At 73.6% G+C, this 12,837-nt stretch carries 9 protein-coding genes; 4 read left to right on the top strand and 5 right to left on the bottom strand.

Annotated elements, in window-relative coordinates; all coding sequences use genetic code 11:
* Both H7X46_RS10750 and H7X46_RS10745 read right to left on the bottom strand, forming a co-directional pair.
* Positions 1-906 carry a cation diffusion facilitator family transporter gene (locus H7X46_RS10750; RefSeq protein WP_186359265.1) on the bottom strand — a complete coding sequence of 302 codons (906 nt, stop codon included), beginning with the start codon at positions 904-906 and terminating at the stop codon, positions 1-3.
* A 68-nt stretch (positions 907-974) separates the two neighbouring features.
* Positions 975-3,482, bottom strand: a complete 2,508-nt coding sequence (locus H7X46_RS10745; protein ID WP_186359264.1) for an ATP-dependent Clp protease ATP-binding subunit — start codon at positions 3,480-3,482, stop codon at positions 975-977.
* 177 nt (positions 3,483-3,659) lie between these two features.
* Here H7X46_RS10745 and H7X46_RS10740 point away from each other — a divergent pair, with 177 nt between their 5' ends.
* On the top strand, positions 3,660-5,138 hold the full coding sequence (locus H7X46_RS10740) for an amino acid permease (protein ID WP_186359263.1): 1,479 nt from the start codon (positions 3,660-3,662) through the stop codon (positions 5,136-5,138).
* A gap of 36 nt (positions 5,139-5,174) precedes the next feature.
* On the opposite strand, the gene H7X46_RS10735 is transcribed toward H7X46_RS10740, so the two are convergent.
* On the bottom strand, positions 5,175-6,422 hold the full coding sequence (locus H7X46_RS10735; RefSeq protein WP_186359262.1) for an FAD-dependent monooxygenase: 1,248 nt from the start codon (positions 6,420-6,422) through the stop codon (positions 5,175-5,177).
* Positions 6,423-6,548: 126 nt separating this feature from the next.
* Positions 6,549-7,814: an FAD-dependent monooxygenase gene (locus H7X46_RS10730; RefSeq protein ID WP_370588702.1), complete on the bottom strand. Its 1,266-nt coding sequence runs from the start codon at positions 7,812-7,814 to the stop codon at positions 6,549-6,551.
* Between the two features lie 207 nt (positions 7,815-8,021).
* Between H7X46_RS10730 and H7X46_RS10725 the strand changes: the two genes are divergently transcribed.
* Positions 8,022-9,422, top strand: coding sequence for a lipopolysaccharide biosynthesis protein (locus tag H7X46_RS10725; RefSeq protein ID WP_186359261.1), 1,401 nt, complete (start codon positions 8,022-8,024; stop codon positions 9,420-9,422).
* 16 nt (positions 9,423-9,438) lie between these two features.
* Here H7X46_RS10725 and H7X46_RS10720 read toward each other — a convergent pair whose 3' ends face one another.
* The gene (locus H7X46_RS10720; protein ID WP_186359260.1) at positions 9,439-10,329 is read right to left on the bottom strand and encodes an ATP-grasp fold amidoligase family protein; all 891 of its coding nucleotides are present in this window, start codon (positions 10,327-10,329) and stop codon (positions 9,439-9,441) included.
* Positions 10,330-10,555: 226 nt separating this feature from the next.
* Between H7X46_RS10720 and H7X46_RS10715 the strand changes: the two genes are divergently transcribed.
* Together H7X46_RS10715 and H7X46_RS10710 are read left to right on the top strand one after the other, a co-directional pair.
* Positions 10,556-11,557: a glycosyltransferase family A protein gene (locus H7X46_RS10715; RefSeq protein ID WP_186359259.1), complete on the top strand. Its 1,002-nt coding sequence runs from the start codon at positions 10,556-10,558 to the stop codon at positions 11,555-11,557.
* A 56-nt stretch (positions 11,558-11,613) separates the two neighbouring features.
* Positions 11,614-12,813, top strand: a complete 1,200-nt coding sequence (locus tag H7X46_RS10710) for an MFS transporter (protein ID WP_186359258.1) — start codon at positions 11,614-11,616, stop codon at positions 12,811-12,813.
* Positions 12,814-12,837 lie beyond the last annotated feature (24 nt).

Raw genomic sequence — 12,837 nt, 5'->3', positions numbered from 1 at the left:
TCAGCCGCAGTGGTTCTCGTGGCCGGTGTGCGCGTCGTGCTCGACCTGCAGGGTGGAGTGGTCCAGCCCGAACCGCTCGCGCAGCACGTGCGCGGCCCGGTCGAGCACCGAGCCGTCGCCGCAGTGCGCCGAGACCTCCTCGTCCACCACCAGGTGCGCCGACATCGCCGGGGTGCGGTCGTTGATCGCCCACAGGTGCAGGTCGTGCACGTCGGTCACCCCCGGCACGCCGAGCAGCGCGTCCTTGACCGCGCCGGCGTCGACGCCCTTCGGCGCGCCCTCGAGCAGCACGTGCGAGGCCTCGCGGAGCAGCCCGACCGCCCGCGGCAGGACCAGCGCGACGATGACCATCGAGGCGACGGTGTCGGCGTAGGGCCAGCCCGTCGTCATGAGCACGACGGCGGCCGCGAGCACCCCGACCGACCCCAGCGCGTCGCCGAGCACGTGCAGCATCGCGCCACGCAGGTTCATGTTGCCGCGATCGCCGCCGGCGAGCACGGCCAGCGAGACCAGGTTGCCGACGAGTCCGAGCACGCCGACGACGAGCAGCGGCAGGCCGGGGATCCCGACCGGCTCGAACAGCCGCTGCACGGCCTCGACCGCCACCCAGACCACGACCGCGACCAGGGTGAGGGCGTTCAGCGCCGCGACCAGCACCTCGGCCCGGCCCAGCCCGTAGGTCCGCCGGTCGGTGGCCGGGCGGCCCGCCAGCACGGACGCGATCAGCGCCGCGACCAGCGCCCCGGAGTCGGTGAGCAGGTGCCCGAGGTCGGCGAGCAGGGCGAGCGAGCCGGTGAGCAGGGCGCCGAGCGCGCCGGCCACCGCGGTGAACACGGTGACGCCCAGCGCGACCGCCAGCCGCCGCCGGTCCGTCTGCGCCCCGCCGTGCCCGTGTCCGTGCCCCATGCCGCACACCCTACCCATGCATACATTCGCATGTCTAAACGGATGGCCCGGAAGTATGAGCTACAGCCCTACACCGACGCGGGCGCCGTGCTCTCGATCACCAGCTCGCCGTCGTCCGCGTCCACCGTCACCGACCGGCCGGGACCGATGCGGCCGTCGAGCAGCATCGCCGACAGCGGGTTGTCCAGCTCCCGCCGGATGGTGCGGCGCAGCGGGCGGGCCCCGAAGTCGGGCTGGTAGCCGTGCTCGGCGAGCAGCCGGACGGCGTCCTCGGAGATGTCGAATCCGATGTCCTGGGCGGCGAGGCGGGACCGGGTGTCGTCGAGCAGCAGCCGGGTGATCTCGGCGAGCTGCTCGGTGTCGAGCCGCCGGAACACGATCGTCTCGTCGATCCGGTTGAGGAACTCCGGCCGGAAGACCTCGCGCAGCCGGGGCATCAGCCGCTCCCGCAGCACGGCGTCCTCGCGCTCCGCGGCGGAGGCCTCCCGGGAGGCAGCCGAGCCGAACCCGAGCGTCATCCCGTGCCCGGTGATCAGCTCGGAGCCGACGTTCGAGGTCATGATGACGACGGTGTGCCGGAAGTCGACGGTGCGGCCCTGGCCGTCGGTGAGGCGGCCGTCGTCGAGCACCTGGAGCAGGGTGTTGAACACGTCCGGGTGGGCCTTCTCGATCTCGTCGAGCAGCAGCACCGAGTACGGCCTGCGGCGCACCGCCTCGGTCAGCTCGCCGGACTCGCCGTAGCCCACGTAGCCGGGCGGGGCACCGACCATCCGCGCGACGGTGTGCTTCTCGCCGTACTCGCTCATGTCGAGCCGGACCATCCGGTCCTCGTCGCCGAACAGCGCCACCGCGAGCGCGCGGGCGAGCTCGGTCTTGCCCACACCGGTCGGGCCGAGGAACAGGAAGCTCCCGACCGGCCGGTCCGGGTCGCCGAGCCCGGACCGCGAGCGGCGGATGGCCTCGGCGACGGCGGTGACCGCGGCGTCCTGCCCCACGACGCGCCGGTGCAGCTCGTCCTCCAGCTTCATCAGCCGGTCCCGCTCGGCCTCGGTCAGCTGGGTGACCGGGATGCCGGTGGCGCGCGAGACGACCTCGGCGATCTCGTCGACGCCGACCACCGGCGCCTTGCGGTCCGGGTCGGTGGGGTCGGCGGCGAGGTGCTCCCGGGCCGCGGTGATCTCGTCGCGCAGCTGGGAGGCCTTCTCGTAGTCCTCGTGCGCGACGGCCTGGTCCTTGTCCCGGGTCAGCTGCTCGATCCGGTGCTCGATCTCGCGGCGGTCCACGGTCGGCGTGCGGGTGCGCAGCCGGACCCGGGCGCCGGCCTGGTCGAGCAGGTCGATCGCCTTGTCCGGCAGGAACCGTTCGGTGACGTACCGGTCGGACATCTCGACGGCGGCGCGCAGCGCCTCCGGGGTGTAGCGCACCTGGTGGTGTGCCTCGTACCGGTCGGCGAGCCCGCGCAGGATCGCGACCGTGTCCTCGACCGACGGCTCCGGCACCATGACCGGCTGGAACCGCCGGGCCAGCGCCGAGTCGGACTCGATGTGGCGCCGGTACTCGTCGAGCGTGGTGGCGCCGATGACGTGCAGCTCGCCCCGGGCCAGTGCCGGCTTGAGCAGGTTGCCGGCGTCCATCGCGCCGCCACCCTCGCCGCCACCGGTGCCCGCACCGACCATGGTGTGCAGCTCGTCGATGAAGACGATCAGATCGTTCGTGTGCTCGCGGATCTCCTCGATCAGCGTCCGCATCCGCTCCTCGAAGTCGCCGCGGTACTTGGTCCCGGCGACGACGCCGGCCAGGTCGAGCTGCACGACGCGGCGCCCGCGCAGGGTGTCCGGGACCTCGCCGTCGGCGATCCGCTGGGCGATGCCCTCGACGACGGCGGTCTTGCCGACGCCGGCCTCGCCGATCAGCACCGGGTTGTTCTTGGTGCGCCGGGACAGCACCTCGACGGTCTGCTCGATCTCGTCGTCGCGGCCGATCACCGGGTCGAGCTGGCCGCCGCGGGCGGCGGCGGTGAGGTCCTGCCCGTACTGGTCCAGGGTCGGCGTCGACACCTCGGGCTGCTCGGGGACGGGGCCGCCGGCGGGGGCGGCGGCCCCGGGCTGCGGCCCGGGTCCGGGTGCCATCGAGCCGGGGGTGAAGCGGGAGCGGGCCAGCAGCCGCCCGGCCGCGGACTCCTCGTTCGCGGCGAGCGCGAGCAGCAGGTGCTCGGGGCCGATGTAGGTCGAGCCGAGCGAGCGCGAGATCTGGTGCGCGTCGAGCAGGGCCCGCTTCGCCGACGGCGTCAGCGCCGGTGGCCGGTTGTCGGCCCCGTCGGTCCGGGGCAGGCGCTCCTCGAGGGTGCGCGCGATGACGTCCGGGTCGCCGCCGGCCCGGGCGATCCAGCGCCGGGTGGTCTCGCTGCGGGCACAGGCCAGCAGGATGTGCGTGGCGTCCAGGTCGGTGTCACCGCGCTCCATCGCCTCCTGCGCGGCCCTGGCCATGATCTCCCGGGCACCCGCGCTCATCAGGCGGGTGAGGTCGATCCGGTGCACGGGGCCCCGCGGGTCGCCGGGACCGAAGAAGCCGGTCATCGCTCACCTCTCATCGAGTCGGCCGGTCGCGGGCATTCCCGGCACGCCCACCCGCGAAACGCCGCGCCGGCGCGTCGCACGCCGGGTAACGATCCGGACTCGTGCGCGTCCCGGCGGGCGTCACCGGTCCGGGCGGCATACGGTCACCCGGCAGTCGATCGACCTGGGGGTGACGGCGTGGGGTGGTCCCGCACGATGCCGGTGGAACGGATCCTGGCCCGCGGACTGGCCGGAGTGGACGGTGAGGGCGGCGGGTCGCCCCTGAAGCGCACGCTGCGGGCCCGGGACATGGTCGGCTTCGGCGTCGGCATCATCATCGGCACCGGCATCTTCACCCTCGCCGGGGTGGAGGCCCAGCAGCACGCCGGCCCGGCCGTCACGCTGTCGTTCCTGATCGGCGCGATCGTCGCCGGGCTGGCCGCGGTCTGCTACGCCGAGCTCGCCTCGTCCGTCCCGACCGCGGGCTCGGCCTACACCTACGCGTTCGCCACCCTCGGCGAGGTCTTCGCGTGGATCATCGGGTGGGACCTGCTGCTCGAGTTCGGGCTCGGCCTCGCGGTCGTGTCGCGGAGCTGGTCGGGCTACCTGTCGGAGCTGTTCGGGCTCCCGCCGGAGTGGTTCGGCGAGGACGCGACCGTGAACGTCGGCGCCGTCGCGATCATCGCGGTGCTCACCGTGGTCGCCGTGGTGGGCATCCGCGAGTCGGCCTGGCTGACGAACGCGCTGGTGCTGGTCAAGCTGGCGGTGTGCGTGCTGATCCTGGCCGTCGGCGTGTTCTACGTCGACCCGGCCAACCTGACGCCGTTCATCCCGCAGGCCCAGCCGCCGGAGGGCGGGGGCAGCGTGTTCACCCAGCCGGTCGTCTCCGGCGTGTTCGGCCTGGAACCGACCGTCTACGGCATCGGCGGCATGCTCAGCGCGGCCGCGGTGGTCTTCTTCGCCTACACCGGCTTCGAGGCGCTGGCCAACCTCGGCGAGGAGACCCGGCGGCCCAACCGGGACCTCAAGATCGGCCTGCTCGGCGCCCTCGGCGTGTGCGCGCTGCTCTACGTGGGCGTGTCGCTGGTCCTGACCGGGATGGTCCCCTACACCGAGATCGACACCGGTGCCCCGCTGGCCGCCGCGTTCTCGCGCGTGGGCCTGCCCTGGATCGGCGCGCTGATCGCGCTCGGCGCCGTCACCGGGCTCACCTCGGTGATGATGGTCGAGCTGGTCACGATCGGCCGGATCGGCTTCGCGATGGGCCGCGACGGCCTGCTGCCCGAGAAGATCGGCACGGCGCACCCGCGCTGGGGCACCCCGCACCGGATGACGATCATCGGTGGCGTGGTCTGCGCGGCGATCGCGGCCTTCACCCCGATCACGGCGCTGGCCGACATGGTCTCGATCGGCGCCCTCGCCGCGATGATCATCGTCGCGGTCGCGGTGCCGGTGCTCCGGCGGACCCGGCCCGACCTGGAGCGCCCGTTCCGGGTGCCGTTCTCGCCGGTCGTCCCGGCGCTCACCGCGCTCGCCTGCCTCTACCTGATGCTCAACCTGAACCTGGACACCTGGATCCGGTTCGCGGCCTGGCTGGCGCTGGGCCTGGTCGTCTACGCCGTCTACGGCCGCAGGCACTCCCTCATGGGGAAGGAGGCCGCCAGGGACCAGGCCTGAGCGGCGCAGCGCAGATGTTCGCTCCGCAAGCTCCGCTCAGCGCAGGGTCAGCCGCGGGTTGATCTCCTTGCGGCGCAGCGCCCGGCGCACCCGCCGCGCCGTCGTGAGGCCGCGCCGGACCCGGCGGATCGACTCGACCTGGGTGGCGCGGTGCAGCCGCTGGTTGAGCCGCCCCTGGTCGTGCCGCCGGTCCAGCAGCGACCAGGAGAACTCCAGCGCGTCCGCGGTGGCGAGCCGGGCGGGCACGGTCTCGAACCACTCCATGCTCGCGCGCGCCAGCTGGTGCACCGGGGCCATCGCGGCCCGCCGGCAGGCGTCGTAGCCGGCCAGCGCGGCCTCGACGTCGTCGGTGCCGGTGCTGCCGCGCGGGTACAGGTGCTCGGCCAGGACGATCGCGTCGGACACCGCGAGCACGGTGCCGGAGCCGATCGCGAAGTGCGTGGTGTGCGCGGCGTCCCCGGCGAGGACGACGTTGCCGTCCCGCCAGGACATGGTGCGGATCTCGCGGAACCGCAGCCACGGCGAGGCGTCCACGCCGGGCGGGGCGATCAGCTGGTGGCCGTCGAGGGCGCGGGCGAAGATCCGTTCGAGCAGCCGCCTGCCCTCGCCGGGGTCCATCCGGTCCAGGCCGAGACCGGTCCAGGTCTCCGGCGCGCACTCGACGATGCAGGTGCTCGGGCAGTCCGCGGCCGGGTAGGCGTGGAACCAGACCCAGCCGGCCTCGGTCGGCTCGAACGCGAACGTGAACGGCCGGAACCGCTTGCCGGTGCCGAACCAGGCGTAGCGGTTGGCGCCGTGCGCGACCCGGGTCCCGAACGCCGGCGCCCGCGCCGTCCGTACCGCGGAGTTGACGCCGTCGGCGGCGACCACGACGTCCGCGTCCGCGGTGAGCGGGTCGGCCGCGACGTCGCCGCCCGCCGCCGCGGCCGTGCCGTGCCGCAGGGTCACGCCGAGCTCCTCGGCGCGCTCGGCGAGCAGCTCCAGCAGCCGTGCGCGGCCGATCGCGTAGCCGTAGCGGCCACCGAGGTGCACCCGCTCGCCGGCCACCTCGACCACCTGCGAGTCCCACATGTGGGCGGCGGCCCGCACCCGTTCGGCCCCGACCGGGTCCGTCCGGAAGAACTCGTCCAGAACGTCCTCACCGAGAGTGACCGCGAAGCCGGACGCCGTCCCCCGTTCGTTCCGCTCGGCCACCACGACCTCGTCGCGGCCCCCCGACCGCAGCCGGGCCAGCACCGAGAGGTACAAACCCGCAGGTCCACCGCCAATGCAGACGATCTTCACGCGTCCCACCGATCGCAGTCCGTCAACGTTGTGCGACACAACGTACAAGCGCCCGGGCGCACCTCAAGGGCGCGAGCGCTCCGACTCGGTGACGGTGCGTGCAGATACGCCGAATGGCGGTCCGGATCAGTCCTGCGGTCCGCGGGAGCGGCCGGACGCCTCCCGCAGCACGGCGCGGCGCACCCGCCGGGCCGTGGTCAGGCCGCGGCGGACCTGGCGCAGCGCGGGCACCTGGGTCGCCCGGTGCAGCTGGTAGTGGATCCGCCCCATGTCCCCGCGCCGGTCGGCGAGCGACCAGGCGAAGTCCACCGGGTCGTCGGCCCGCTCCAGCTGGCGGCCGGCCTGCTCGAACCACTGCATGTTCCGGTGGGCCGCGTCCTGGACGGGCCCGACCTGGGCCCGCCGGCGCGCGTCGTAGGCGGCCAGCGCGGCACCGCGGCCGTTCCCGTCCCGCAGGTCGACGACGTCGCGACCGGCCGCGCCGTCCGTGCCGTACAGCGCGTCGGCCAGCGCCATCGAGTCCTGCATCGCCAGGACGGTGCCCGAGCCGATGCCGAAGTGGGTCGTGTGCGCGGCGTCGCCGGCCAGGACCAGCTCGCCGTCGCGCCAGGTGCGGTTGCGGACCTCCCGGAAGCGCAGCCACGGCTGCGCGTCCAGCCCGCCGGGCGGCTCGACGATCCGGCACCCGCCGAGGGTGCGCCCGAAGACCGACTCGATCAGCGTGATGGCCTCGGGCCCGGACATCGCGTCCAGGCCCAGCGCCGTCCAGGTGCCGGGCTCGCACTCGGCGATGCAGGTGCTGAGCCCGTTCGACGACGGGTACAGGTGGATCCACATCCAGCCGGCGTCGGTGCGCTGGAAGTCCCAGACGAAGGTGTCCGAATCGCGGTCGGCGCCGAGCCAGACATAGCGGTTGGCGCCGTCGGTGATCGTCGTGCCGAAGTGCTCGGCGCGGGCGCCGCGCAGCCGGCTGCCGATGCCGTCGGCGGCGACGACGACGTCGGCGTCGACCTCCTCGCGGGACTCGACGGCCCGGCCGTACTCGATCCGCACGCCCAGCTGCTCGGCCCGCCGGGCCAGCACGTCGAGCAGCTCGACGCGGGCGATGCTGTAGCCGTACTTGCCGCCGACGTGCGCCGGGCGGTGGTCGCCGACCCGGATCTCCTGGGCGCTCCACAGCCGGGCCGCGCGGCGCAGCGCGGCTCCCCCGGCCGGGTCGTTGCGGAAGGCGTCGTCGAGCAGGTCCTCACCGAACGTCACGGCGAAGCCGTGGGTGCGCCCGGGCTCGTTCCGCTCGAGGACGACGACCTCGTCCCGGCCCCCGGACCGGATCGCGGCCAGCACGGCCAGGTAGAGCCCGGCGGGCCCCCCTCCGGCGCAGGCGATACGCACGCGGCCCCCTTCGCGTCGGGACGTCCATCGGAACCGACGTACGGTAGCGCAGCGGTCACCCGGCGCCGCCGGGTGGCGGACGCCTCCGGCGACCCGGTGCGGCCCCGCGCCACCGGCCCGGCCGTTACGCCGTTAGCGTGGTGTTGTGCACGCAACGAACGTGGCCTCCCGGACGGGGCACCCGCGGACGCCCCGGACCCGCATCCGATGAGCCTCGGCGGGATGGTGGCGGGCCGCGTGCGGTCGGTACGCAGCGAGATGGGCAACCCCCTCTACCGCAACGCGTACGCCCTGATGCTGAACACGGTCGTCAACTCCGGGTTCGGCCTCGTCTACTGGGTCTTCGCCGCCCGGGTCTTCAGCACCGACGACGTCGGGCGCGGCAACGCGCTGGTCAACCTGATGATGATGATCTCGGTGCTGACCTCGCTGAACTTCGGTCAGGCGATCATCCGCTTCCTCCCCAACGCGGGCCGGGACTCCGCGTCGCTGGTGCGCACCGCCTACGGCATCTCGGCGGGCGCGGCCGTGCTCGGGTCGGCCGGCGTGATGACCTACTGCCACCTCGCCTACTCCCCCGGCGACCCGCTGCACGTGTCCCCCGCGTTCGGCGCGTGGTTCGTCGTCTCCACCGCCGCATGGTCGATCTTCAACATGCAGGACCAGGTCCTCACCGGCCTCCGCTCGGCGATGTGGGTGGTGCTGGAGAACGGCGTCTACGGCGTCGTCAAGCTCGTCCTGCTCGTCGTCGTCTCGTTCACCTCGGTCGCCGACGGCGTCTTCACCTCGTGGACGGCGCCGGTCATCGCGCTGCTCGTGCCGTTCACCCTGCTGATCTCCCGGCGGCTGCTGCCCCGGCACGTGGCGGAGTCGGCCACCCGCACCGGCACCGGCGCCCCGGAGCGCGCCGTGCTCGTCCGCTACATGGCGGGCGACTACCTCGGCCAGGTGTTCAACCAGGCCATGTCGTCGTTCCTGCCGGTCCTCGTCGTGATGGTCATCGGGCAGGCGGCCAGCGCCTACCTGCTGCCCGCCCAGACCGTGTTCCTCGCGATGACGATGCTCTCGGTCGCGATCAGCTCGGCGCTGGTCGTCGAGGGGTCCCGGAAGCCGGAACGGGCGCACGTGTTCGCCCGCGCCGTGCTGCGCCGGATCTGCGTGATCGTCCTGCCGGCGTCGGTGGTGATCGGGCTCGGGGCGCCGCTGCTGCTGTGGTTCTACGGGCCGCAGTACGTCGCGAACTCGACCCTGCTGCTGCAGCTGCTGATGGCGTCGATGTTCCCGCGGGTGATCGTGACGCTGTGGATGGCGAAGAGCCGGCTCACCAACCGCACCGGCGGGCTGGCCGTCCAGCAGCTGGTGCACGCGATCATCGTGCTCGGTGGCGTGCCGCTGCTGGCTCCCGCGCTCGGCGTCGACGCGGTCGGCTGGTCCTGGCTGGCCGGCGAGCTGCTGCTGGCGTGCGTGATGGCCCCGTCAGTGATCCGCTGGATGCGCCGGCCGGCTCCGCCGGAGGAGCCGGGCGGGACGGCCGCGCCGGGCGACGACACCGGCCCGGTCGCCGGCCCGGACACCCCGACCCAGGAACTCCCGCGGGTGCGCGAGTAGGGCTCGAGCCCGGGCTTCAGTCCCGGTCGACGAACCGCTCGGGGATCGGCACGCCGTTGCGCCACAGCTCCCCCAGCGCACGGTCGAAGTCGCGCGGGCGCAGCCGCACGAGCCCCCCGCCCGGGTTGTGGGTGATCTCGCCGAAGTAGACGTGGCCGTCGACGTCGTAGAGGTCGATCCGGGCGAACGTGAAGTCCTTGCCCAGCGTGCGCGCGATCTCCAGCATCCGCTCGTAGGAGGCCGGCTTCTCGGGACGCACCGCGGCCTGCGCGAAGCGCCCCGAGATCCGGAACGGCACCCAGTCCGGGTGCAGCAGCGTCGAGGTGTGCGCGACGAACCGGTCCTGGTCGACGACGACCATCGCGGGCTCGCCGTGGAACACGAAGAACTTGTAGTCCGCCGGCGGCGTGCGGCCGTCACCGAGGAACTCCTCGACGACCACCCGCGGGGTGATCCCCTGGTAGGGGCGCTCCCGCCAGCCCTGCCGGTAGAAGTCCGTGCGCAGCCAGCGGGCGGCCGTCGCCCGGATCCCCGCGTGGTCGGCCGCGGCCGGGTACGGGACCAGGATCGTCATGTTGCAGCCGTGCGTGCCCTTGACGACGTACGGGCGCTGCGGGGAGTCGAGGTCGAGGTGCTCGGCCCGCTCGACGACCTGGAGCAGCGGGATGAGGTGCTCGGCGCCGATCCGCTCCGCGACGTGCTCGCGGACCAGGTACTTGTCCGCCGTGATGCGCACCAGCTCGGGCTGGGCGCCGAGGTTCTTCGCGGCGAGCAGCTGCGAGTAGGTCGTCGGGTGGCGCAGGGTCGTGAGCTCGCCCTGGAACAGGGCGTGGTGCAGGACCGCGAAGGCCCGGTGCGGGAGGAACCGCAGGCGCCGCGACAGTGCGACCCGTACGTCGTACGACATTCCCCGGAGGATAGTCGACCCCCTGTCGCGGGCTCCGCCGGGTACACGGAACGGAGCGGGTCCATCACCCAGGGAGATCATTTGTGGAGTGTCCCCTCTCAGTTGATCACGCGGCCGGCCCAACGCCGCGGCCGGCGTCCGCCGGTGCTGCTCCGTCCGGGCGCCCCCGGGTGGGGGTGCCCGACCGCCTGCACACTCGGACGGGGGCTTGATAGCGTTTCGCTCCGTGCGCAGCTGCGACCGGCTGGTGACGGTGATCACACCGGCCTACAACGTGGGGCCGTGGATCGGTGACGCGATCGACTCCGTCCTCGCACAGACCGAGACCCGCTTCGAGTACGTGGTCGTCGACGACGGCTCGACCGACGACACCGCCGACATCGTCCGCGCGCGGGCGGGCCGCGACCCGCGGATCCGGCTGGTCCAGGTGGCGAACGGCGGCTCGGGCGCCGCGCGCAACCGGGCACTCGCCGAGAGCGCCGCCCCGTTCGTCGCCTTCCTCGACGGCGACGACCGCTGGCACCCGCAGTTCCTGCGGCACATGCTCCAGACGCTGCACACCGCACCGCCCGGCGTCGGCATGGCCTACTGCCACACCCGGGTGATGCTGGAGAGCGGCCAGGTCGTGGCGCTGCGCTGGCAGCCGTCCGGGAAGGTCGACGTCGACAAGCAGCTCGTCGAGAACAACCCGCCGCACAACGGCAGCTCGCTGATGATCCGCCGCGCCTGCTTCGACCAGGTCGGCGGGTTCGACTCCTCGCTGCCCTCGGCCGTCGACTTCGAGATGTGGCTGCGGATCGCGACCGGCTCGAACTACCCGCTCATGTGGGGGACCCGGCGCTACCTGCTCGACATGCGGCTGATGCGGACCGGATCGATCAGCTCGAACCGCAGGCGCCGCTTCGAGTGCCTCGACAAGGTCCTCGCCGACTACGCGCCGGCCATGCAGCGGCTGCACCCGGGGATGGCCTACATCCGGCCCGCGGTGTTCGCCTACCGCGACGGCCTGGACGACTTCGGCGACCGCTGGGCGCTGCTCGCCCGGGAGGCCGGGACCCGGGAGCTGGCCCGGGACTCGTGGGGCCGCGCGCTGCTGGCCTGGAACGGGGCCGGCCGGGACCGCCGCGCCCGGCTGCGCAGCCTGCGCGACGGCGCCCGCAGCGGCGCCTACCGGGGCATGTCCGGTGCGCTGCGCACCGCCGGGCGGCTCCAGCAGCTGCGGGGCTGACGACCCCGTCACACGGGGTCCGCCCCGCCCGGTGGCCCTCGGGCATCATCAGATCAGTGACGCAACGAACCACGGCGGTCCTGCCCGGCCCCACCGAACGACGGGCCCGCACCGGTGTCGCGCTGGTATTCCTCACCAACGGCCTGGTGTTCGCGAACGTGCTGCCGCGCTTCCCGCAGATCAAGACGGATCTCGCGTTGAGCAACGCACAGTTCGGCGTCGCCGTGGCGGCGATGCCGGTCGGGGCGCTGCTCGCCGGGCTGACCGCGGGCGCGCTGATCGCCCGGTTCCGGTCGTCGCGGGTCGCGTCGTTCGGGATGGCGGCCATCGCGCTCGGCATGGTGCTGGTCGCGTTCGCGCCGTCCTGGGGGTTGTTCGCCGCTGCGATGTTCCTGGTCGGGGCCTCCGACGCGATCGTCGACGTCGCGCAGAACGCGCACGGCCTGCGGGTGCAGCGCCGCTACGGGCGGTCGATCCTCAACTCGTTCCACGCGCTGTGGTCGGTCGGTGCGGTGGCCGGTGGCCTGATGGGGTCGGCCGCGGCCGGGATCGCGCTGCCCCTCGGCCTGCACCTGGGGCTGTCGTCGCTGCTGTCGGTGGTGATCGCGCTGTCGGTCCACCCGCTGCTGCTGCCGGGCGACGAGGACGCCGAGCGGACCGGTGATCAGGGCGCGCGGCGGCCGTGGACCGGGCTCGGGCCGCGCACGGTCGTGCTGCTGCTCGCGTTCGGGGTGATCGCGAACTCCGGGACGGTCGTCGAGGACTCGGGCTCCACCTGGGCCGCGATCTACCTCGAGGGGCTCGGGTCCGGCGCGGCCGTGGCCGGGTTCGGGTTCGTCGCGCTGCAGGGCTGCCAGTTCGTCGGGCGCGTGCTGGGCGACCGCCTGGTCGACCGGTTCGGGCAGCGGGCCGTGGCCCGCACCGGCGGCGGGCTGGTGCTGGCCGGGATGGGGCTCGCCCTGGCGTTCCCGACCGTGCCCGGCACGATCGCCGGGTTCGGCGTGGCCGGGTTCGGGGTGGCGACCCTGGTCCCGGCCGCGATGACGGCCGCCGACCGGCTCCCCGGCCTCGCCCCCGGGACCGGGCTGACCGTCGTCACCTGGCTGATGCGGGTCGGCTTCCTGCTCTCGCCGCCCGTGGTGGGCGTGATCGCCGACGCGACCCGGCTGCAGGTCGGGCTGCTGGTCGTACCGCTCGCCGGGCTGGTCGTGCTGGTGCTCGCGGCCGTGCTGCCGGCCCGGTCGGGGCACCGGTAGCAGCCCGCCCGCACCGCCGGCAGC

It is taken from the genome of Pseudonocardia sp. C8, assembly GCF_014267175.1.
GTDB lineage: Bacteria > Actinomycetota > Actinomycetes > Mycobacteriales > Pseudonocardiaceae > Pseudonocardia.
The sequence above is the reverse complement of the archived record's forward strand: the minus strand, read 5'-3'. Positions and strand labels throughout refer to the sequence as shown.